The sequence below is a fragment of the Polynucleobacter sp. 39-46-10 genome (genome assembly GCF_002282275.1).
This window is the reverse complement of record NZ_NCJB01000020.1, coordinates 1-20,849: the sequence shown is the minus strand read 5'-3', so window position 1 is coordinate 20,849 and position 20,849 is coordinate 1. Positions and strand designations below refer to the sequence as shown.

Sequence of the window (20,849 nt, the reverse complement as noted above, 5' to 3'; positions counted from 1 at the left end):
TTTGGGGTGTTGAGCGTCGGATGGAGCAGGGACTGGAGATGGTTTGTCACCCTTGCTTCCTTCTTTTCCTCCCGCCGTGTTGGCTCTAGCCGACGGCACCGTATTTCCCGGTCTTAGTATTGGCGCCCCTGGCGAAACTACCGGCGAAGTCGTTTTCAATACCGCACTTACTGGCTATCAAGAGATCATTACTGATCCTAGTTACTCTCGCCAAATCGTGACCTTGACCTATCCGCACATCGGCAACGTGGGTGTGAACGGTCAAGACGCGGAGTCGGATCAAATACATGCAGCTGGTTTGGTCGTAAAAGACCTCTCCAAGCGCGTATCCAATTTCCGCTCTGAAGAAAGCCTCGATAGCTACCTGACTAAAGCAGGGGTAGTCGGCATTTCTGGTATCGATACTCGCAAACTCACTCGTATCTTGCGCGATAAAGGCGCTCAGTCTGGCGCGATCGTCGCTGGCAAGATGGGGGATGATGTAGAGGCTCTTGGCAAGAAAGCCTTGGAGTTGGCTAAGGCCTTCCCAGGCATGGCTGGTTTAGATCTCGCCAAAGTCGTTACAACAAAAACTCCTTACCAATGGCGCGAAGCTGAATGGGATCTACATGGCCCTGACGGCAAGCCTGCATACAGAACTTTAGATGCTAGCAAGCCAATCAAGAAAGTGGTTGCTTATGACTTTGGTGTGAAGCGCAACATTTTGCGCATGCTCACAGAGCGTGGCTGCGAACTCATGGTTGTGCCTGCACAAACTAGCGCTGCTGAAGTATTGGCGATGAACCCAGATGGTGTGTTCTTCTCAAATGGCCCCGGAGATCCTGGCCCTTGCGATTACGCGATTGCTGCTGCAAAAGATATTATCGAAAAGGGTGTTCCAACATTCGGTATTTGTTTGGGTCACCAGATTATGGGTTTAGCTGCTGGCGCTAAAACTTTGAAGATGAAGTTTGGTCACCACGGTGCAAACCACCCTGTAAAAGATTTGGATACTGGGCGCGTAGCGATTACCTCTCAGAATCATGGTTTTGCAGTAGACGCAAATACCCTGCCTGACAACATTCGTGTCACGCACGTTTCTTTATTTGACGGATCACTACAAGGTTTGGCTTGGAAAGATAAGCCCGCTTTGTGTTTCCAAGGTCACCCTGAGGCCTCACCTGGCCCTCATGACATTGCCTATTTATTTGATCGTTTTGTGGAGCTGATGAATGCTACCGCTGTTAGCAATAAGGGAGGCAAATAATGCCTAAGCGTAGCGACATTAAGAGCATCCTGATTATTGGTGCAGGTCCAATCGTCATTGGACAGGCTTGTGAGTTTGACTATTCCGGTGCGCAGGCTTGCAAAGCTTTACGTGACGAAGGTTACAAAGTTATTTTGGTGAACAGTAACCCTGCAACCATCATGACTGACCCAGAGATGGCTGATGTAACTTACATCGAGCCAATTACTTGGGAAGTAGTAGAGCGCATTATTGCCACCGAGAAACCGGATGCTATTTTGCCAACGATGGGTGGTCAAACTGCTTTGAACTGTGCACTTGATTTGCATCGCCATGGTGTTCTCGAGAAATACGGTTGCGAATTAATTGGCGCTTCACCAGAAGCGATTGATAAAGCAGAAGACCGTCAAAAGTTTAAAGATGCGATGACCAAGATTGGTCTCGGTTCTGCGAAGTCTGGCATTGCGCATTCTATGGATGAAGCCCATGAAGTCCAGCAACGTATTCAGAAAGAAACTGGCAGCTTAGGTTTCCCGGTGGTGATTCGTCCTTCATTCACCATGGGTGGATCTGGTGGTGGTATTGCTTACAACCGTGAAGAGTTTGAAGAGATCTGCAAACGCGGCTTAGATTTATCGCCGACCCGTGAACTCTTAATTGAAGAGTCTCTCTTGGGTTGGAAAGAGTTCGAGATGGAAGTGGTGCGTGACCGTGCCGATAACTGCATCATCGTTTGCTCAATCGAAAACTTAGACCCAATGGGTGTGCACACTGGTGACTCAATCACTGTTGCCCCAGCGCAAACATTGACGGATAAAGAGTATCAAATTCTACGAAATGCCTCGATTGCGGTATTGCGTGAGATTGGTGTGGATACTGGTGGATCAAACGTCCAGTTCTCCATTAACCCAGTCGATGGTCGCATGATTGTGATTGAGATGAACCCACGTGTTTCACGTTCATCGGCATTGGCCTCTAAAGCAACGGGTTTTCCAATCGCCAAGATTGCTGCAAAGTTGGCCGTAGGTTACACATTAGATGAGCTGAAGAACGATATTACTGGCGGCGCTACTCCAGCATCCTTTGAGCCATCCATCGACTATGTTGTAACGAAGATTCCACGTTTTGCGTTTGAGAAGTTCCCGCAAGCGGATTCTCGCTTAACAACGCAGATGAAGTCAGTTGGCGAAGTGATGGCAATCGGTCGCACTTTCCAAGAGTCATTCCAAAAAGCACTGCGTGGCCTAGAGGTCGGCGTAGATGGTTTGGATGAAGTGTCTACGGATCTAGACGACATCATTCAAGAAATCGGCGAGCCTGGTCCAGACCGTATTTGGTATTTAGCAGACGCTTTCCGTATGGGTATGGGTCTTGATGAGGTTTACAACGAGACTAAGGTAGATCCTTGGTTCTTGGAGCAAATCGAAGAGCTCATCACTATAGAAACCGAGCTCAAGCAGCGCAAGATCGATAGTTTGTCAGCGCCTGAGTTGCGTTTCATCAAGCAAAAAGGTTTTTCAGACCGTCGTTTAGCGAAGTTGTTGGGAGTGGACGCTTCCTCCGTTCGTGCAGCACGTCATCGCCTTAAAGTAGTGCCTGTCTACAAGCGGGTAGATACCTGCGCGGCTGAGTTCTCTACAAACACAGCGTATCTGTATTCCACATACGAAGCAGAGCATGGTGAGTGCGAATCCCAGCCAACTACCAAAGATAAGATCATGGTGCTTGGCGGTGGTCCAAACCGTATTGGTCAAGGTATCGAGTTTGATTATTGCTGCGTTCATGCTGCCCTTGCAATGCGCGAAGATGGTTATGAAACCATCATGGTGAACTGCAACCCAGAAACAGTTTCTACCGACTATGACACATCGGATCGATTGTATTTTGAGCCATTGACTCTGGAAGATGTTTTAGAGATCGTTGCCATTGAAAAGCCAAAAGGTGTGATCGTGCAGTACGGTGGTCAGACGCCTTTGAAGTTGGCATTGGATCTCGAAGCAAACGGCGTGCCTATCATTGGCACATCACCAGACATGATTGATGCTGCAGAGGATCGCGAGCGCTTCCAAAAGTTATTGCATGAGTTGAATCTGCGTCAGCCGCCTAACCGTACTGCACGTGCAGAAGACGAGGCTCTCAAGCTTGCCGAAGAAATTGGTTATCCATTGGTGGTGCGTCCTTCTTATGTTCTGGGTGGTCGCGCCATGGAAATCGTTCATGATGGTCGTGATCTCGAGCGCTACATGCGTGAAGCGGTTAAGGTATCTCATGACTCACCAGTGCTGCTAGATCGCTTCTTAAACGATGCGATTGAGTGCGACGTCGACTGTATTAGTGATGGTCAGCGTGTATTTATCGGTGGTGTGATGGAGCATATTGAGCAAGCTGGCGTGCACTCGGGTGACTCTGCCTGTTCATTACCACCGTATTCCTTGTCTGATGAGACGATTGCAGAAATCAAACGTCAAACAGCGGCAATGGCCAAAGGCCTGAATGTGGTTGGTTTGATGAACGTGCAGTTTGCGATTCAGAATGTCGATGGCAAAGATGTCATCTATGTGCTCGAGGTAAACCCACGCGCCTCTCGAACAGTGCCATTCGTATCCAAGGCGACTGGTTTGCAGTTAGCCAAGATTGCAGCACGCTGCATGGTGGGTCAGACTTTAGATCAGCAAGGTATCAAGGCTGAAGTGAAGCCTGTGTACTATTCAGTTAAAGAAGCGGTATTCCCATTCAATAAGTTCCCGGGCATTGATCCAATCCTTGGACCAGAGATGCGCTCTACTGGTGAAGTGATGGGTGTGGGTAAGACTTTCGGTGAAGCACTCTTCAAATCTCAGTTAGGTGCTGGTATTAAGTTGCCTAAGAGTGGCACCGTGGTGTTGACGGTAAAAGATAGCGATAAGCCTAAGGCAGTTGAAGTGGCTAAGCTCTTGCATCAATTGGGCTTCCCCATGGTAGCTACCAAAGGTACTGCCGCAGCGATTGAAGCAGCAGGTTTACCGGTGCGCGTAGTCAATAAAGTAAAAGATGGTCGTCCACATATTGTTGACTTGATCAAGAATGGTGAGATCTCACTTGTATTTACTACTGTTGATGAGACTCGCACAGCAATCGCAGATTCACGCTCTATTCGTACGAGTGCTCAGGCCAATAATGTGACTTACTACACCACGATTAGTGCGGCACGCGCAGTGATGGACGGTTTGATGACGTCGCAAAACGGTAATAAAGAGTCTCTTGAGGTGTATTCATTGCAGAATCTGCATAAGACGCTCAATTAATTTAAGTTAGGTTAGAAGCATGAACACAATTCCCATTACTAAGCGTGGCGCAGAGCTCCTCAAGGAAGAGTTGCATCGCTTAAAGCATGAAGAGCGCCCATCAGTGATTAATGCCATTTCTGAAGCGCGTGCACAGGGCGATCTTTCTGAGAACGCTGAGTATGATGCTGCTAAAGAGAAGCAAGGCTTTATTGAAGGCCGCATTCAGGAGCTTGAAGGCAAGCTCTCTGCAGCGCAAATCATTGATCCAGCCACTTTGGATGTTAATGGTCGAGTGGTTTTTGGTGCGACTGTAGATCTTGAAGACTTAGAAGATGGCACTAAGCTAACTTATCAGATCGTTGGTGATGATGAAGCTGATATTGCTTTAAATAAGATCTCGATTAGCTCTCCGATTGCCCGCGCTTTAATCAGCAAAGAAGAGGGCGACGTTGTTGCTGTTCAGGCTCCGGGCGGTAATCGTGAAGTAGAGATTCTCGCGGTTCGTTACCTCTAATACAAACCAGAATCAACATGCAGACTTTAGGGACTCCGACTCATGTGGGCGCTCAAAGACTCTTCATTTTGATTGCGGGCTTATGGGTTGGAGGCTTGCTTGCTGTGGGTTATTTAGTTGCCCCAGCCATTTTTAGCACCATGACTGATCGTCAAGCTGCCGGCATGGTGGCTGGCAGCATCTTTAAGCTAGAGGCCTACCTGAGCTTGATCGTGTGTATTGGTCTAATGGTCTTAGCCAATCTCTTAGTAAATCGTGGCCTCAATCAATTTAGACTCATTCGCTGGCTTTTATTGGCAATGCTGCTATGTTCTATTGCAGCAGCCTTTATCTTTATCCCTTGGATGAACACCCTCAGAGATAATGCTTTAGCGCAAGGCATGCCCGTCATGGTTTCTCCATCAGCTACTTTATTCGGCAGGCTGCATGGTGCCTCTAGCATTCTATTTATGCTGCAGAGTCTTCTGGGAATCTTCTTGGTCTGGCGACTTACTAAGAGGTGAGTTAAGAAGCAATACAAGAGGTAAGTAATAAAAAACGCCGATTAGCGGCGTTTTTCTGGGGAGCATCTTCAATACCCTGCGTATCAAGAGCCCAATGATTTCTTCTTCGTACTGCTCATACGTGCCTTACGTTTCTTGATTGGCGCAGGTGCTGCAACTGCCTTGCGGTAGCCTGGTGATGACCAGCCAATTTTAGACTCAGCAGCATCGGCACGTAGAACACGTTTCTTTGGGGCAGCGTTTTTTACTGCAGCCGCTCTTTCAAATGGCGACTTGCTAGCAGCGGAGCGTCGATCTGATCTCTCGGAGGTGCTGGTGCGAACACCGACTTTTGCAACAACGCGATTCGGTTGGCGCTTAGTGCGAGGTGCTTGCAATGATTTCTTGGTTTGCTTGCTGGATCTTCCTAAGTTGGAGAGGGCCGCATCAACAATATCAATCGGTTTCCAAAGTACGAGCAATTTTCCGATATGCTGAACTGGCGCTGCGCCGAGTTTGTCGCAAAGCTCTTCATAGATGGCAATACGTGCGTCACGATCGTCGCCGAATACACGAACTTTGATCAAACCGTGATGAGAAATAGATAACTTAGCCTCTTTGATGACCGCAGGAGTCAGGCCATCGCTACCAATCATGACAATTGGACTCAGTCCATGAGCGTCGGCTTTAAGGGATTTACGTTGGGCTGGGGTAATAGTAAGTGCAGTCATGGCCTCGATGATAGAGCATTAGGGCTTGTAAAACAGGGCTTTCGGCCCCATATAGACTCATATCAAGATGTTTTACGTCGATTCCTTTTGCCTTGTAGGGCATAAACAAGGAAAATAAACGTCGAAAGTGGGTAAGTTGTGGCAAAGAATAAATTTAATAAAAGTTGGTTGCAGGATCACTTAAATGATCCGTACGTGAAGATGGCCCAAAAAGAGGGTTATCGCGCACGAGCTGTCTATAAGTTGAGTGAGATAGACGAGCAAGACCGACTCATCAAAGCAGGTATGACTATTGTGGATCTCGGGAGCGCTCCTGGGAGCTGGTCTCAGTACGCCCGTAATCGCCTGACTGAGCTAGGTAAAAATAATCCGAATATTGAATCTGGTAAGCCGGATGGAACCATTATTGCGATTGATATTCTGCCGATGGAAGATATTGCGGACGTCTCTTTTATTCAGGGGGATTTTCGTGAAGATGAGGGCTTAAAGGCGCTTGAGGCGCTTTTGCCAGCCGATGCAGATGGAAAAGTTGATCTCGTCATGTCGGATATGGCACCCAATCTCTCTGGGGTAGGTGTGGCAGATGCAGCCCGCATGGCTTTTCTGGCAGAAATTGCCCTGGATTTTTCAGTCCAGCACCTCAAACCAGAAGGTGCCTTACTCATTAAGTGCTTCAACGGCAGTGGCTACAGCCAAATTGTGGAATCCTTTAAAAAGGTGTTCAAAACCGTGGCCTCCAGAAAGCCAAAAGCCTCTAGAGCGAAGTCCTCGGAAATCTTTTTACTTGGCCGAGACCTCAAACTACCTAAATAACCCCCTAAAAGTAGGGGTTTATTAAATAAATTGGCTCTCAGCCCTTGAAAAAGGCTGGTAGTAGAATCAAATACTTAGATATAGCAATCCGCTTTAACTCCCGGATTAATCCGGCAAAGGTCTCCTTTTGAATAGCAATATGTTGCAAAAAGTCGGTGTGTGGCTCATTGTGGGTCTGGTGCTGTTTACTGTTTTTAAACAGTTCGACAAGCCAAAGGATCAGACTCAAGTCACGTATTCTCAATTCATGGACGATGCCAAAGCTGGCAAAGTCAAACGAGTTGATGTGCAAGGCCGTACTCTGCAAGTTATCCCAAATGACGGTAACAAATATTCCATCATCTCCCCAGGAGATATTTGGATGGTTGGCGATTTAATGAAGTACGGTGTCCAAGTTACTGGTAAAGCGGATGATGAACCAAACATGTTGGTTTCTGCTTTGTATTACCTTGGACCCACTTTATTGATTATCGGTTTCTGGTTCTTCATGATGCGTCAGATGCAGGGCGGCGGTAAGGGTGGAGCATTCTCTTTCGGCAAATCCAAAGCGCGCTTAATTGATGAGAATAGTAATACTGTTACTTTTGCTGATGTCGCTGGTTGCGATGAAGCGAAAGAAGAGGTCTTTGAGATTGTTGACTTCCTAAAAGATCCGCAAAAGTTTCAAAAGCTCGGCGGCCGTATTCCGCATGGCGTATTACTAGTAGGCCCTCCAGGAACTGGTAAGACCTTGTTGGCTCGTGCGATTGCGGGCGAAGCAAAAGTGCCATTCTTTTCTATCTCTGGCTCAGACTTTGTAGAGATGTTTGTTGGTGTCGGCGCATCACGTGTGCGTGACATGTTCGAGAACGCCAAGAAAAATTCCCCTTGCATCATCTTTATTGATGAGATCGATGCGGTTGGTCGTCATCGCGGCGCCGGCATGGGTGGCGGTAATGATGAGCGCGAACAAACTCTCAACCAAATGCTGGTAGAGATGGATGGTTTTGAAAGCAATAGCGGTGTGATCGTTGTTGCCGCTACCAACCGTTCCGATGTCTTGGATCGCGCTTTATTGCGTCCAGGTCGTTTCGACCGTCAAGTACACGTTGGCTTGCCAGACATTCGCGGTCGCGAGCAAATCTTGCAAGTACACATGCGTAAAGTTCCGATTGATCCGGATGTGGATGCGGCTGTATTGGCACGTGGCACGCCTGGTTTCTCGGGTGCAGATTTAGCAAACCTGGTCAACGAATCTGCCTTGTTTGCAGCACGTCGCAACAAGCGTGCCGTTGATATGAAAGACTTCGAAGATGCAAAAGATAAGATTTATATGGGTCCTGAGCGCAAGTCTGCAGTAATGCGTGAAGAAGAGCGTCGTAATACGGCGTATCACGAGTCTGGTCATGCTGTGGTTGCTAAGGTGTTGCCTAAGGCTGATCCAGTACATAAGGTCACCATCATGCCGCGCGGTATGGCACTTGGTGTTACTTGGCAGTTGCCAGAATTTGATCGCGTGAACTTGTACAAAGATCGCATGATGGAAGAGTTGGCGATTTTGTTTGGCGGTCGTGCTGCTGAAGAAGTCTTCTTGCATTCCATGAGCACTGGTGCATCCAATGACTTCGAGCGTGCTACCAAAATGGCCCGTGATATGGTGACTCGCTACGGTATGAGTGATAGCTTGGGCACGATGGTGTATGTCGATACCGAATCTGAAAGCATGTTTGGTCGCACTAGCTCAAAGACTGTTTCTGAGTTGACCCAACAAAAGGTGGATGCAGAGATTCGTGCATTGGTCGATAGTCAGTACGCCTTGGCAAGATCGATCCTGGAGCAAAACCGTGACAAGGTTGAAGCCATGGTTGCTGCTTTGCTTGAATGGGAAACCATTGATGCTGAGCAGATTACCGACATCATGGAAGGTCGTCCACCACGTGCACCTAAGCCACCACCAGCAACCCAGTTTGGTAATTCAGCTGGAACGCCAGGTCCTGCAGCAGGCGCTGCTCCAGCGACTGCTTAATTAGCCTCAAGCTAACAGCAAGGTGATGAAGCAAGCACTGCCCGCAACATGGCGTTGCGGGCGTTTTCTTTTTGACTTCAGTAAACGTCAGCGCCCAATAGTGATGGGTATTCTGAATGCCACGCCAGACTCCTTCTCGGATGGTGGCAAGTTCAGAACCCCAAGTGATGCGATTGCTCGAGCAGAGCGCATGATTGCTAATGGGGTAGATATGATTGATATCGGCGGTGAATCAACTCGCCCAGGCGCCGAGCCGGTGTCATTGCAGGAAGAATTAGATCGCGTCTTGCCAGTGATTGAGGCCTTAAAAGATTGCGGCCTTGCTTTGTCGATTGATACCTATAAGGCTGAGACCATGCGTCAGGCACTCAATGCTGGAGTGGATTGCGTTAATGACATCTGGGCATTGCGACAAGAGGGCGCAGTAGATGCTGTCATCGAGAGTGATAAGAGCAATCCAGATAAACAGTGCGGTATTGTTTTAATGCATATGCAGCGTGATCCACAAACGATGCAATTTAATCCCAATTATCAAGATGTGATTGCCGAGGTAAAAGTATTTTTACAGGAGCGTGCCTCCTTGCTAGAGAATCAAGGCGTCGCTCAAAACAGAATTGCCATCGACCCTGGCTTTGGGTTTGGAAAAAGTCTTGAACACAACCTCAAGATGCTGGCTGATTTTGATCAATTTTCCGAATTGGCTTATCCGGTATTGGCCGGAATTTCTCGTAAATCGATGTTGGGTAAGTTAACTGGTCGTGACACCAATGACCGTATAGCGCTGAGTGTTGCAGCTGCCATCCTGGCTGCTGATCGTGGTGCTCGTATCATCCGCGTGCATGATGCTCAGGAGACGGTAGACTCCTTAAAGCTCTGGGAAGCTATCCAGAGTTAACTTGCTTGGCTAAATACCCACAAGTTTTATAATCAAGCCCATGAAAAAACAATACTTTGGTACTGATGGCATCCGTGGTGAAGTGGGGCAATTCCCGATTGTTCCGGAGTTCATTACGCGTCTTGGCTATGCCGCAGGCAAAGTACTAAGTAGTCAGTCAAAACCGGGTGAGCGCTGCAAGATTTTGATTGGTAAAGATACCCGTGTTTCTGGTTATTTATTAGAAGCTGCCTTAGAGGCTGGTTTTGCTGCTGCCGGTGTTGATGTCATGTTGTGCGGACCAATGCCTACTCCTGGTGTTGCTTATCTCACTAAAGCCTTGCGCTTATCTGCAGGCGTAGTAATTTCAGCATCACATAACGCCTATCAAGATAACGGCATTAAATTCTTCTCCGCTGAAGGTGGCAAGTTAAGCGATGAGTTTGAACTAGCAATTGAAGCTGAGCTTGCTAAGCCGATGGGCTGTGTCAGCTCAAAGGAGCTGGGTAAAGCATTTCGTATAGACGATGCTGCAGGCCGTTACATTGAATTCTGCAAATCCACCTTTCCGGGCGAGTTAAATCTCAAAGGCATGAAGTTGGTTGTCGATTGCGCACATGGTGCTGCGTATCACACTGCACCGCATGTCTTTCATGAACTGGGTGCTGAAGTGATTTCAATTGGCGTTCATCCAGATGGCCGAAACATTAATGACGGCTTTGGTGCGACAGCGCCAGCAGCTTTAATTGCTAAAGTTAAAGAAACCAAAGCAGATCTCGGTATCGCCTTGGATGGTGATGCAGACCGACTGCAAATGGTCGATGCTTCTGGTAGGTTGTTTAATGGCGATGAGCTTTTATACGTACTAGCAAAAGATCGCATCGAGCGCGGCCAAGCTATAGGTGGAGTGGTGGGTACCTTGATGACCAACCTCGCCGTAGAAAATGCTATTAAAGGCTTGGGTATTGGATTTGAACGTGCTAATGTAGGCGATCGTTATGTCTTAGAGCTACTCAAACAAAAAGGCTGGATTATCGGTGGCGAAGGTTCAGGCCATTTACTTTGTTTGGATCAACACTCAACCGGTGATGGCACCATCGCCGCGCTGCAGGTGCTAGCTGCCATGAGCCAGACCAAGAAGAGCTTGGCCGAACTTTTAGATGCAGTCAAGATCTTCCCCCAGGCACTTCTGAATATCAAATTCAGGGCGGGGTACGATTGGAAGTCAGACAATACCCTCAAATCGAAGATTAGCCAGGTTGAGAGTGATCTCAAAGGCAGGGGCAGGGTGCTTATTCGTGCCTCAGGCACAGAACCTGTCCTAAGGGTCATGGTAGAGGCTCAAGATAGTAAACTAGCCATGAGCTCAGCCAAGGACATTGCGAACTTGGTCCCAACGACTTAACTCATTGAATTAAATGAACTTTATTTATTTAAATCCTGTGTCATAAAAGCGTAATACTTGAAACGTATTGTTCATAGCTAGCAGTATTCAAGACTACATCTATCAAGGACGCTTACAAATGAAACTCGTATTTAAAAATGCCTTAGTTGCTGGTGCCGTTGCTTTGTCATTGGGCTCAAGTGCCGCAATGGCAACTGAAATGACAGGCGCCGGTTCTTCTTTCATCTATCCAGTTCTCAGCAAATGGGCTGAGTCTTACAAAGCTAAAAGCGGCGATAGTCTTAACTACCAATCTATTGGTTCTGGTGGTGGTATCAAGCAAATTAAAGCGAAAACAGTCGATTTCGGTGCTACCGATGCTCCAATGAAGTTCGAAGAACTCGAGCAACATGGTATGGTGCAATTTCCAGCGATTATTGGCGGTGTAGTTGCCGTGGTTAATATTGATGGCGTGAAGCCTGGTCAGTTGAAGCTGTCTGGCGACTTATTGTCGGATATTTTCCAAGGTTCAGTTACTGACTGGAGCGACAAACGCGTTGCTCTGTTAAACCCTGGTATGAAGATCCCTTCAGGTCCAATTACCGTTGTAACCCGCGCTGATGGCTCTGGTACAACAGCTATTTTCACAAGCTTTTTATCTAAAGCAAGTAGCAACTTTAAGGATGCCGTAGGTTTTGGTGCCCAAGTGAAATGGCCGGCTGCTTCTACTGTTAGTGGAAAAGGTAACGAAGGTGTTGCTGCTAACGTTGCCCGTATCAAAAATTCGATTGGTTATGTTGAATACGCTTATGCCAAAAAGAATAACCTGAGCTATACCCAAGTTAAAAATGCTGATGGCGTAATGGTTTCACCTACATCTGAAGCATTTGCTGCCGCATCAGCTGGTACCGATTGGTCTAAGTTCCCTGGAATGAATACCTTCATTACATACGCTCCTGGCGCAAAAGCATGGCCAATCACAGGTGCAACTTTTGTAGTGGTCTACAAAAAGCCAGAAAATAAGGCTCAAGCCGCTGCAGTATTGAAATTCTTTGACTATTCATTTAAAGATGGTAAGAAAGCTGCTTCAGATTTAGACTATGTGCCTATGCCTGATGCGACTGTAGATTACATTCGTAAGCAAGTTTGGTCCCAAGTTGACGCGAAGTAATTTTAATTTGCAGTAACTATTAAAACGACCCTGTTAATAGGGTCGTTTTAAATTTTCTGGATCTGAATATTTTATGAACACCTTGGAATCTTCTGGCGCACCTTCAGCTTTAGCAACAAAAATTGCGCGTCTACAGCTAGTTCAGGATTTTTTATTCCATCGTATTACTCAATTTTTTTCCCTTTCAGTGCTTTTTGCTTTATTGGGAATCATTATTTCTTTATTCATTAATGCTTGGCCTGCTCTGCATGAGTTTGGCCCCCAATTTTTCTTCACATCCCAGTGGGATATTGTTGGTGGAGAGTTTGGTGGTCTGATTGCTATTTACGGTACCGTAGTCTCATCCGTGATTGCACTCTTAATTGCGGTGCCTTTAAGCTTCGGCATTGCCTTTTTTCTGACTGAAATTTGCCCGCCACAGCTTCGTCGCCCACTTGGAACGGCGATTGAATTATTGGCTGCTGTTCCCTCAATCATTTATGGCATGTTTGGTCTATTTGTTTTTGCCCCAATTTTTGGAGACTACATTCAACCATTCCTCCAAGCTACATTGGGGAACATACCTCTTATTGGGATTCTATTTTCTGGTTCGCCTAACGGCATTGGAATGTTATGTGCTGGCTTAATTTTGGCGCTAATGATTTTGCCTTTTATTGCTTCGGTGATGCGTGATGTGTTTGATATTGTTCCTCCAGTCCTCAAAGAGTCTGCATATGGAATAGGATGCACTACTTGGGAGGTGGTGAAAAATATTGTGCTCCCATACACAAAGGCTGGCGTGATTGGCGGAATAATGCTTGGCCTCGGAAGAGCGCTTGGAGAGACAATGGCAGTCACCTTCGTGATTGGTAATGCCCAGCGCATTTCACCTTCATTATTTGCTCCAGGAAGCTCAATTGCTTCAACGTTAGCTAATCAGTTTGGTGAGGCTGAGGCAGGCCTTCACTACTCCTCATTATTTGCATTGGGTCTTGCACTTTTCTTTATTACCTTTGTTGTTTTGGCTATTGCTAAATGGATGTTAATCAATATGGAAAAAAAACAAGGACTTAAAACATGAAGATGAGTGCTAATGTCGATCAAGGAATTTTTTCAAGAAGAAAGCGTGCCAATAAGATTGGTCTCGCCCTGTCTATGGTTGCGATGGCTCTTGGAATGACTAGCCTGATTTGGATTCTGAGTATTTTGTTTATAAAGGGATTTTCGGCTATAAATCTCAATATGTTTTTAGCTAGCACTCCAGCTCCTGGCACCGATGGGGGAGGGCTTTCTAATGCAATAGTTGGGAGTTTGTTATTGGTTAGCACCTGCACACTGATCAGTACTCCGATCGGTGTTCTGGCAGGTCTATACCTTTCAGAATATGGTGATCGAAGCAGGGTGGCATCATTAACGCGTTTTGTAACAGATATTATGCTTTCTGCCCCTTCGATCGTAATTGGTTTATTTGTCTATGCCTTATATGTTGCCCAAGTACAGCATTTTTCTGGTTGGGCAGGCACAATCGCACTGTCATTAATTGCGATTCCTGTGGTTGTTAGAACTACGGAAAATATGCTGCGCTTGGTTCCTGGCAGTTTGCGTGAGGCTGCCTACGCACTAGGAACGCCCAAATGGAAGGTTGCTTTTATGGTAACTCTAAGAGCAGCTCAAAGCGGCATTATGACTGGTGTATTACTTGCGCTCGCTCGTGTTAGTGGAGAAACTGCGCCGCTTCTATTTACGGCATTGAGTAACCAGTTTTTCTCTGTAGATATGAATAAGCCAATGGCTAATTTGCCAGTTGTTATTTTTCAGTTTGCTATGAGCCCATACGACAATTGGGTTGCTCTTGCTTGGGGTGGTTCACTGTTAATTACATTTGCAGTACTCATTTTGAATATTTTGGCTCGAGTAGTATTTCGTCAGAAAGTTCAGAGTTAATGAGTGACATGAAAACATTGTTTGACTTAAATCAGATTGATAGTCAGGGAGCTAGAGTGGAATTAAATAATGATCAAGTAATAACAAATTCTGTTAATGCGCTTGAAGTGCGTAACCTTAATTTTTTCTATGGATCTTTTCAGGGTTTAAAGGGTATCAATCTCGATATTGAGCAAGGTAAGGTTACCGCCTTTATTGGCCCATCTGGTTGTGGAAAATCAACATTATTAAGAACCCTAAACCGTATGTATGACCTCTATCCTGGTCAACGTGCTGAAGGTGAAATTAATTTCTATGGCCAAAATATCCTAGAGCCTGGTCAGGATTTGAATCTGTTGCGCTCGCGCATTGGGATGGTATTCCAAAAGCCAACACCATTTCCAATGTCTATTTACGAGAATATTGCTTTTGGTGTGCGTTTATATGAAAAGCTATCACGCTCTGAGATGGATGAGCGAGTTGAGTGGGCTCTAAATAAAGCTGCGCTTTGGAACGAAGCAAAAGATAAATTAAATCAAAGTGGCTTATCTCTTTCAGGCGGTCAGCAGCAGCGTCTCTGTATTGCTCGTGGAGTAGCAGTTAAGCCATCCGTTATCTTGCTTGATGAGCCTACTTCGGCTCTTGATCCAATCTCTACAGGAAAGATCGAAGAGTTGATTAATGAGCTGAAGCATGAATACACGATTGCAATCGTTACTCATAATATGCAACAAGCTGCACGCGTCTCCGATTACACTGCGTATATGTATCTTGGAAGCTTGATTGAGTATGGTAAGACGGATGAAATATTCATCAAGCCTAAACGTAAAGAAACAGAAGATTACATTACCGGTCGCTTCGGTTAATTGGAGACATATATGCCAGATAAACACCTATCATCCCAGTTTGATGCAGACTTAAACTCATTGTCTAGTCGTTTACTAGAAATGGGTGGGCTTGTTGAATCTCAAATCTCCACTGCAATGCGTGCATTCACGCAAATGGATATTGATACTTGTAATGTAGTCATTCAGAACGAAAAACTTGTAAATGATCTTGAGATCCAGATTGACTTAGCTTGCACTGAATTAATTGCCCGTCGTCAGCCTACAGCACGGGATCTTCGTCTCGTCATGGCTGTTTCAAAAGCGATTACTAATCTAGAGCGTGCCGGTGATGAAGCTGAACGCGTGGCCAAGAGAACCAAGCGCTTAATTGAAGCTGGAGCTATTCACAATATTAATGTAGCTGAAATTCGTTTATCCGGGCAGATGGCAATTTCTCTACTGCGTCGTAGCTTGGACGCCTTTGCCAGGTTAGATACCGTTGCGGCTGCCGAGGTTGTGCAGGAAGATCGCCAGATTGATGAAGAGTTCAGAGGCTTTGTTCGTAAGCTGATTTCCTACATGATGGAAGATCCGCATACTATTTCCACGGGTCTTGATATGTTGACGATTGCAAAAGCAATCGAGCGTATTGGTGATCACGCAAAAAATATTGCTGAATTTGTTATTTATATTGCCAAGGGCTCTGATGTGCGACATATCCCTCATGAGGATTTGGTTCGCGAGGCAAATAAACCGTAACTACCAAAGCGGAATTCCAGATGACTCACCGAATATTGATTGTTGAGGATGAGCCTTCGATTGCTGAGCTCATTTCGATCAATCTGACTCATGCAGGCTTCGAAGTGGAAAGGGCTCTTCAGGCTGATGTCGCTATGAATTTGATGCGAGATGAGTTGCCCTCTCTTTTAATCTTGGACTGGATGCTCCCTGGTAAATCAGGTGTTCAGTTTGCCAAGGAGCTTCGCTCGAACGAGCGTACCCGCTCCTTGCCTATTTTGATGCTTACCGCCAAAAGTGATGAGTCCGATAAGGTCTTAGGCTTAGATTCTGGTGCAGATGACTATGTAACCAAGCCATTCTCCCCAAAAGAGTTGGTTGCACGTGTAAAGGCGCTTTTACGCCGTCAAACTCCCATGGAAGACTCTGGACCATTGGCTGTTGGTCCATTGAGGATGGATCCTCTTTCCCATCGTGTAACAGCTGTTTGGCCCAATAGGGAGCCCCAATCTATCCCTTTAGGTCCCACTGAATATCGTCTCTTACAGTTTTTGATGGCAAATCCTGAAAGGGTACATTCTCGGGCAAATTTACTCGATAAGGTTTGGGGAAATGAGGTTTATATCGAGGAGCGGACTGTTGATGTTCATATTAAGAGGTTAAGAGCAGCTTTGACGCTTACGGACTGCGATCGTTACATAGAGACGGTCCGCGGAAGCGGTTATCGAATTACGAAGCTGCCGACCCAGACCTAATTAAAATCGACCTCTAGACTAGAGTTTTGGGTCTAATTGAGTAGATGCTCTAAGATTGTCAAATGTTATCTGTTATTTCTCGCTTTATTCTGCTTATATGCCTGGCTTTTCTTGCGGCATATACAGCATCCTCCAATTTGGGTCCTTTTTCTGGGGTTGTGGCGGCAATATCTGTACTTGCAGTACCCTTGATTTATTCCTATATTAATTTAGCTCGTTTAAGAAAATTTACCTTATCCGACTCTGTTGAGTCCATGCCTTTGCCAAGCGGTTATTGGGAAGAGATTTTTTTTCGCCTTCAGCGTTTAGTCCGTAATCTCAAGCAGCAAATACTGTCTATCGAAAGGCAGCACAATCGCTTTATTGAGGCTTTTCAAGCCTCTCCTAACGGTATTGTGATGCTGGATAGCGAAGATCATATTGAGTGGTGCAATGCCATCGCTGAGCGCTTCTTTGGCTTGAGCTTCAAGCGTGACGCTCTACAGAGAATCAATTTTCTTATTCGTAGACCAGAATTCATTCAGTACCTCAATAAGAGAGTATTTGATGATCCATTGCTGTTAGAGAGGATGGGGCCAAATTCAAATCTTAGCTTGATGTTGCAAATTTTCCCATTTGGTGATCGGCGACACCTCCTGCTCGTTCAAGATGTTACAGACCTGCAGAAGGCTGATGCGATGCGTCGTGATTTTGTGGCTAACGTTTCGCATGAAATGAGAACGCCAATTACGGTTTTGATGGGCTTTTTAGAGACTATGCAGTCGCTAGATCTTGAGAAGTCTCAGCAAAGCCAATATTTTGAAATGATGATGTCTCAAGCCCAGAGAATGAAGAGTTTGGTGGAGGATTTATTAACTCTAGCGAACCTAGAGGCAAATACCTTGCCCGCCTCTCTTGAAAAGATCAACATTACCACTCTGATGGTGCTGTTGAAGAATGATGCAGAGGCGCTTTCTCAAGGACGTCATGCCTTTAGCTTTGAGGTCTTAAGTCCCAATCATCTAATGGGTGAGGAGAGAGAGGTTCTTTCCGCATTTGGCAACTTGGTCTCCAATGCCATCAGATACACGCCAGATATTGCTTCAATTCATGTTAAATGGTGCGTAAATGAGCGTGGTGAGGGTGAGTTCTCGGTAGCTGACACGGGTCCTGGTATCGCTTCTGAGCATCTTTCCCGGCTTACTGAGCGCTTCTATCGCGTAGATAGAAGTCGCTCTAGAGATACCGGCGGGACTGGCTTGGGGCTGGCAATTGTTAAACATATTGCGAATCGTCATCAAGCTCAGCTTATTATCAATAGCACTCCCGGTCAGGGCAGTACCTTTACCCTTCGCTTCCCTAAGGAACGTATTTCAGATTAACGACACTTTTGTCGCTTAGTCCTTCTTATCTTTTTTGTCCTTCTTATCTTTTTTATACTTTTTCTTTTTAGATTCTTTAGGTAGCTTGTCTAACTTACCATTGGCATACAGGCACCACACCTTGATTTCTTCGAGCAGCTCATTTAAGTCTTCATAAGATAGATTTTTAAAGTCTTGTAGACCAATAGCGCCAGACTCTTGTAGCTGTTTTACAGCATCTTCATATTTATATTCGCTCATGGGTATCCGGATAAATGTAGTGAGAACGGACAAATGCTAGCAAAGTAATATGACAAAATCGCTTTTTTTGGCTTCAGGAAGGGCTTTTGATCTAAATCAAAGAAGTTTTGAGGGTGATGTTCAACCCCTATAATCAGCGCTAATAGCCTTTCTAGTTAGCCTCTCCCGCCACAGGGGGGGGGGCGCAGGATTGCGGCAAGTAGTAGCTCGTCTAATGCCAGGTTACTGACCCTAGATGCTGATTTTTTAAGCAATCTAACGGCCCGGTATTAAATAATTTTTCTGATTTTAAGGGCGAAATATACAGTCGCACCAGCAGCGGCCATGAGCGCCATGACGATGTAAAAAGATTCTTTGAGGCCTGGTAAATCCTCCATATTCATTCCCATAATGCCAGTTAAGAGCGTCATAGGTAAGAAGATTACGGTCGTAACGGATAAGACTTGCAGATTTCTTGCATTAAATTCGGCAACATGAGCGGCCTGCTCATCCTGCAACACTTTTGCTCGATCATATAGATTAGAAATTTCCTGCACCAAGAACGAGAGTAATTCTAAATCCTCATTGAGACGAAATTTATCGTCTTCAGAGAACCAGTAAGGCAGGCGCTTTTGTAGGCGGTGTAAGGCAATCAACTCGGGAGAAAACTGTCGTCTCAGACGACTACATTGGATTCGAATCCTGCCCAAAAACTCATGTTCAGGGAGCTCTTTGCCTTTTAGGAGCAGCTCCTCTAAGTCATCCATAGTTTCGGATAAATTGATGAGGAGAGTTCGCAAGTATTCTGCGCGTAAATCAATCAGCTCATGAAAGAGTTCAATTGCGGAGCGGGGACTGAGTAAACCGGAGCGTAAATCAGATCGTAAGCGATCAGTCGTTCGTAGTGGGATATTTCGTAAGGAGATCATGAGTCGCGGAGTAAGAATGGCCCAAAGAGTACCTAGCTCACCATTACTAAGATCATCTCCAAACTCTTGCTCAAAATCATTCATCACCATCAATAGGCAATCATCTAACTTTTCAATTCTTTCCAGGCGACTACGAGTTACTCCCTCATCGATCATCTCTACTACTCGATCTGGGATGAGGGCGGTGTTTTTAAGCCAGCGCTGAACTTGAGAGTTAGATAAGTTGAGATGTAACCAAACTGATAAATCTGAATTATTGAGAGCATCTGCAATATCAAACAGGGGGATTTCATAATTTCTTCCATCAGCTGTCATTGCCCAAGCAAAAACAACACCATTAATGGGAAAGGGGAGCGTAGGAATTAAAGTCAAAATGAATTTCCTAAGGAAAAAAATATTTGTTTATTGTAAGTGTTTGACATCAGCCTGAAATACTCGGGCGATAAGATTAGGCTGTTAAATATGTTGATCAACTCTATGGAGATTTAAATGAAACAATTTTTTATTAAAGCATTGATTATTTGGCACGACATCAGAGTAGCCTATCGCAATCGAAATATTCAACATCGTCTTGGCAGTTAAAAGCGCCATGTAAACCCGATCTCTGAACGAGAGGCATTGATGCCTGAATTGCTCATAATGATTCCCATGTTTGCCGCACTTCTCATGTATGAGATGCCAATGTCTAAACTATCGCTTGCAGATATGATCGCTGCAACCAAAGCATAGTTGCTTAGATATTGTTCGGTACTCGGTGGATTAGTGGTTAGACCTATGTCTAGGGCTAGCCTTAGATGATTTACTACCTTCCAAACGGGTGCCATTGAGAAGAACCATATATTGGTTCTATTTTCTGTTACACCAGCGCCAATCTGGTAATTGGTGTTGTAGAGTGACTTGTTATACGTTGCATTTAAATGAACCTCCACCAAATCCCAGTAATGTGAAGCAATCAAATTGACGCCATAATTTGGTAAAGCGAGATCTAATCCGGCAACTTGCTGCTGTGGGGATCCTGGCAAAGTAATGCTTGGTTTAACTGCTAAACCCCACTGATCATTTTCAGCAAACCGCCATTTCATAGCTACTACCTTATTGGATAATGGTGAGAAGCTGCCCCTTGGAGCTGCAAAGTAGGTGCTACCAAAAGATAATTCAATATTATCTGCGACACCGCGGGTGTAGGTAAATGGAAAAGCTTTGGCATTTTGACCGCCGAAGTATTCTTCTCCAGGGGTTATGATATCGACGGTATTAGCCGATCCACCACCATGTGAAGCCGTGGTAAAAAAATACTGTTCAATCTGATTTAAACCCTTAGGAACCGTACCAGCATCATCTGTATTCAGTGGCTCAAATGCCTTGCATGCCAGCGGAATCAGCAGTAGAAGTAGAGCAATCGATCGCATTTAACTTGAATGCCTAAATTTTTTGATCTTAATTGCAAAACATTACAAATCGATGTCACAAAGATCCCTGATTGCTTGGTCAATTCAGTCAGTTATTGCAATGAATCTGAAATATTTACTTCTTAAGATAGACCTTTAATTATTTGCTGGGAAATATCATGAATAAACAAGGTGATAACAATTTATCAACTCTATTTCGGCGTCAACTTGAGATACCTTCACGGGATGGTATAAATATCAAACA

The 20,849-nt window shown here is 45.5% G+C and carries 19 protein-coding genes; 15 read left to right on the top strand and 4 right to left on the bottom strand.

The window, feature by feature from the left end; translation table 11 throughout:
• Window positions 1-52 precede the first annotated feature (52 nt).
• The 4 genes from carA to B7X71_RS03595 are packed head-to-tail and all read left to right on the top strand — an operon-like array spanning window position 53 to window position 5,508.
• Complete coding sequence (gene carA, locus B7X71_RS03610; protein ID WP_293597027.1) at window positions 53-1,246, top strand: glutamine-hydrolyzing carbamoyl-phosphate synthase small subunit; 1,194 nt, start codon at window positions 53-55, stop codon at window positions 1,244-1,246.
• Window positions 1,246-4,509 (top strand): carbamoyl-phosphate synthase large subunit, encoded by a 3,264-nt coding sequence (gene carB / locus B7X71_RS03605; protein WP_293597024.1) that lies wholly within the window; start codon window positions 1,246-1,248, stop codon window positions 4,507-4,509. The genes carA and carB overlap by 1 nt, the downstream gene beginning before the upstream one ends.
• 19 nt (window positions 4,510-4,528) lie before the next feature.
• Window positions 4,529-5,005, top strand: coding sequence for a transcription elongation factor GreA (gene greA, locus B7X71_RS03600; RefSeq protein ID WP_293597023.1), 477 nt, complete (start codon window positions 4,529-4,531; stop codon window positions 5,003-5,005).
• A gap of 17 nt (window positions 5,006-5,022) precedes the next feature.
• On the top strand, window positions 5,023-5,508 hold the full coding sequence (locus tag B7X71_RS03595; protein ID WP_293597022.1) for a DUF4149 domain-containing protein: 486 nt from the start codon (window positions 5,023-5,025) through the stop codon (window positions 5,506-5,508).
• Window positions 5,509-5,591: 83 nt separating this feature from the next.
• Here the strand turns inward: B7X71_RS03595 and B7X71_RS03590 are convergent, their stop codons facing one another.
• Window positions 5,592-6,218 (bottom strand): YhbY family RNA-binding protein, encoded by a 627-nt coding sequence (locus tag B7X71_RS03590; RefSeq protein WP_293597021.1) that lies wholly within the window; start codon window positions 6,216-6,218, stop codon window positions 5,592-5,594.
• Window positions 6,219-6,356: 138 nt separating this feature from the next.
• On the opposite strand from B7X71_RS03590, the gene B7X71_RS03585 reads away from it, so the two are divergent.
• The 11 genes from B7X71_RS03585 to phoR all read left to right on the top strand — a co-directional run bounded on the left by B7X71_RS03585 (window position 6,357) and on the right by phoR (window position 18,048).
• Window positions 6,357-7,031 (top strand): RlmE family RNA methyltransferase, encoded by a 675-nt coding sequence (locus B7X71_RS03585; RefSeq protein WP_293597020.1) that lies wholly within the window; start codon window positions 6,357-6,359, stop codon window positions 7,029-7,031.
• Between the two features lie 127 nt (window positions 7,032-7,158).
• Window positions 7,159-9,036: an ATP-dependent zinc metalloprotease FtsH gene (gene ftsH, locus B7X71_RS03580; protein ID WP_293597019.1), complete on the top strand. Its 1,878-nt coding sequence runs from the start codon at window positions 7,159-7,161 to the stop codon at window positions 9,034-9,036.
• Between the two features lie 25 nt (window positions 9,037-9,061).
• Window positions 9,062-9,931, top strand: a complete 870-nt coding sequence (folP, locus tag B7X71_RS03575) for a dihydropteroate synthase (RefSeq protein ID WP_293597018.1) — start codon at window positions 9,062-9,064, stop codon at window positions 9,929-9,931.
• Between the two features lie 40 nt (window positions 9,932-9,971).
• Window positions 9,972-11,315, top strand: coding sequence for a phosphoglucosamine mutase (glmM, locus tag B7X71_RS03570; RefSeq protein ID WP_293597017.1), 1,344 nt, complete (start codon window positions 9,972-9,974; stop codon window positions 11,313-11,315).
• A 118-nt stretch (window positions 11,316-11,433) separates the two neighbouring features.
• The gene (gene pstS, locus B7X71_RS03565) at window positions 11,434-12,465 is read left to right on the top strand and encodes a phosphate ABC transporter substrate-binding protein PstS (protein WP_293597016.1); all 1,032 of its coding nucleotides are present in this window, start codon (window positions 11,434-11,436) and stop codon (window positions 12,463-12,465) included.
• Window positions 12,466-12,538: 73 nt separating this feature from the next.
• Window positions 12,539-13,525, top strand: coding sequence for a phosphate ABC transporter permease subunit PstC (gene pstC / locus B7X71_RS03560; RefSeq protein ID WP_293597015.1), 987 nt, complete (start codon window positions 12,539-12,541; stop codon window positions 13,523-13,525).
• Window positions 13,522-14,388: a phosphate ABC transporter permease PstA gene (gene pstA, locus B7X71_RS03555; protein ID WP_293597014.1), complete on the top strand. Its 867-nt coding sequence runs from the start codon at window positions 13,522-13,524 to the stop codon at window positions 14,386-14,388. The genes pstC and pstA overlap by 4 nt, the downstream gene beginning before the upstream one ends.
• Window positions 14,389-14,396: 8 nt before the next feature.
• A complete protein-coding gene (gene pstB / locus B7X71_RS03550) occupies window positions 14,397-15,233 on the top strand; it encodes a phosphate ABC transporter ATP-binding protein PstB (protein WP_293597013.1) in 837 nt (278 codons plus the stop codon).
• Window positions 15,234-15,245: 12 nt separating this feature from the next.
• Window positions 15,246-15,953: a phosphate signaling complex protein PhoU gene (phoU, locus tag B7X71_RS03545; RefSeq protein ID WP_293597012.1), complete on the top strand. Its 708-nt coding sequence runs from the start codon at window positions 15,246-15,248 to the stop codon at window positions 15,951-15,953.
• Window positions 15,954-15,973: 20 nt separating this feature from the next.
• Window positions 15,974-16,687, top strand: coding sequence for a phosphate regulon transcriptional regulator PhoB (phoB, locus tag B7X71_RS03540; protein ID WP_293597011.1), 714 nt, complete (start codon window positions 15,974-15,976; stop codon window positions 16,685-16,687).
• Window positions 16,688-16,845: 158 nt separating this feature from the next.
• Window positions 16,846-18,048 (top strand): phosphate regulon sensor histidine kinase PhoR, encoded by a 1,203-nt coding sequence (phoR, locus tag B7X71_RS03535; protein ID WP_293597010.1) that lies wholly within the window; start codon window positions 16,846-16,848, stop codon window positions 18,046-18,048.
• Between the two features lie 15 nt (window positions 18,049-18,063).
• On the opposite strand, the gene B7X71_RS03530 is transcribed toward phoR, so the two are convergent.
• The 3 genes from B7X71_RS03530 to B7X71_RS03520 form a co-directional block, all read right to left on the bottom strand.
• Entirely contained in the window at window positions 18,064-18,288 is a 225-nt protein-coding gene (locus B7X71_RS03530) for a hypothetical protein (protein ID WP_293597009.1), read from the bottom strand.
• 269 nt (window positions 18,289-18,557) lie between these two features.
• Entirely contained in the window at window positions 18,558-19,568 is a 1,011-nt protein-coding gene (locus tag B7X71_RS03525; RefSeq protein WP_293600204.1) for a CorA family divalent cation transporter, read from the bottom strand.
• Between the two features lie 206 nt (window positions 19,569-19,774).
• On the bottom strand, window positions 19,775-20,605 hold the full coding sequence (locus B7X71_RS03520) for a hypothetical protein (RefSeq protein ID WP_293597007.1): 831 nt from the start codon (window positions 20,603-20,605) through the stop codon (window positions 19,775-19,777).
• Window positions 20,606-20,849 lie beyond the last annotated feature (244 nt).

Bases quoted from the DNA above. Each gene is read 5' to 3' on its own strand.
- carB (WP_293597024.1), top strand. From the start codon at position 1,246: ATGCCTAAGCGTAGCGACATTAAGAGCATCCTGATTATTGGTGCAGGT.
- greA (WP_293597023.1), top strand. From the start codon at position 4,529: ATGAACACAATTCCCATTACTAAGCGTGGCGCAGAGCTCCTCAAGGAA.
- folP (WP_293597018.1), top strand. From the start codon at position 9,062: ATGAAGCAAGCACTGCCCGCAACATGGCGTTGCGGGCGTTTTCTTTTT.
- phoB (WP_293597011.1), top strand. From the start codon at position 15,974: ATGACTCACCGAATATTGATTGTTGAGGATGAGCCTTCGATTGCTGAG.
- B7X71_RS03590 (WP_293597021.1), bottom strand. From the start codon at position 6,218: ATGACTGCACTTACTATTACCCCAGCCCAACGTAAATCCCTTAAAGCC.
- phoU (WP_293597012.1), top strand. From the start codon at position 15,246: ATGCCAGATAAACACCTATCATCCCAGTTTGATGCAGACTTAAACTCA.
- pstC (WP_293597015.1), top strand. From the start codon at position 12,539: ATGAACACCTTGGAATCTTCTGGCGCACCTTCAGCTTTAGCAACAAAA.
- pstS (WP_293597016.1), top strand. From the start codon at position 11,434: ATGAAACTCGTATTTAAAAATGCCTTAGTTGCTGGTGCCGTTGCTTTG.
- pstB (WP_293597013.1), top strand. From the start codon at position 14,397: ATGAAAACATTGTTTGACTTAAATCAGATTGATAGTCAGGGAGCTAGA.
- glmM (WP_293597017.1), top strand. From the start codon at position 9,972: ATGAAAAAACAATACTTTGGTACTGATGGCATCCGTGGTGAAGTGGGG.
- B7X71_RS03530 (WP_293597009.1), bottom strand. From the start codon at position 18,288: ATGAGCGAATATAAATATGAAGATGCTGTAAAACAGCTACAAGAGTCT.
- B7X71_RS03595 (WP_293597022.1), top strand. From the start codon at position 5,023: ATGCAGACTTTAGGGACTCCGACTCATGTGGGCGCTCAAAGACTCTTC.
- pstA (WP_293597014.1), top strand. From the start codon at position 13,522: ATGAAGATGAGTGCTAATGTCGATCAAGGAATTTTTTCAAGAAGAAAG.
- B7X71_RS03520 (WP_293597007.1), bottom strand. From the start codon at position 20,605: ATGCGATCGATTGCTCTACTTCTACTGCTGATTCCGCTGGCATGCAAG.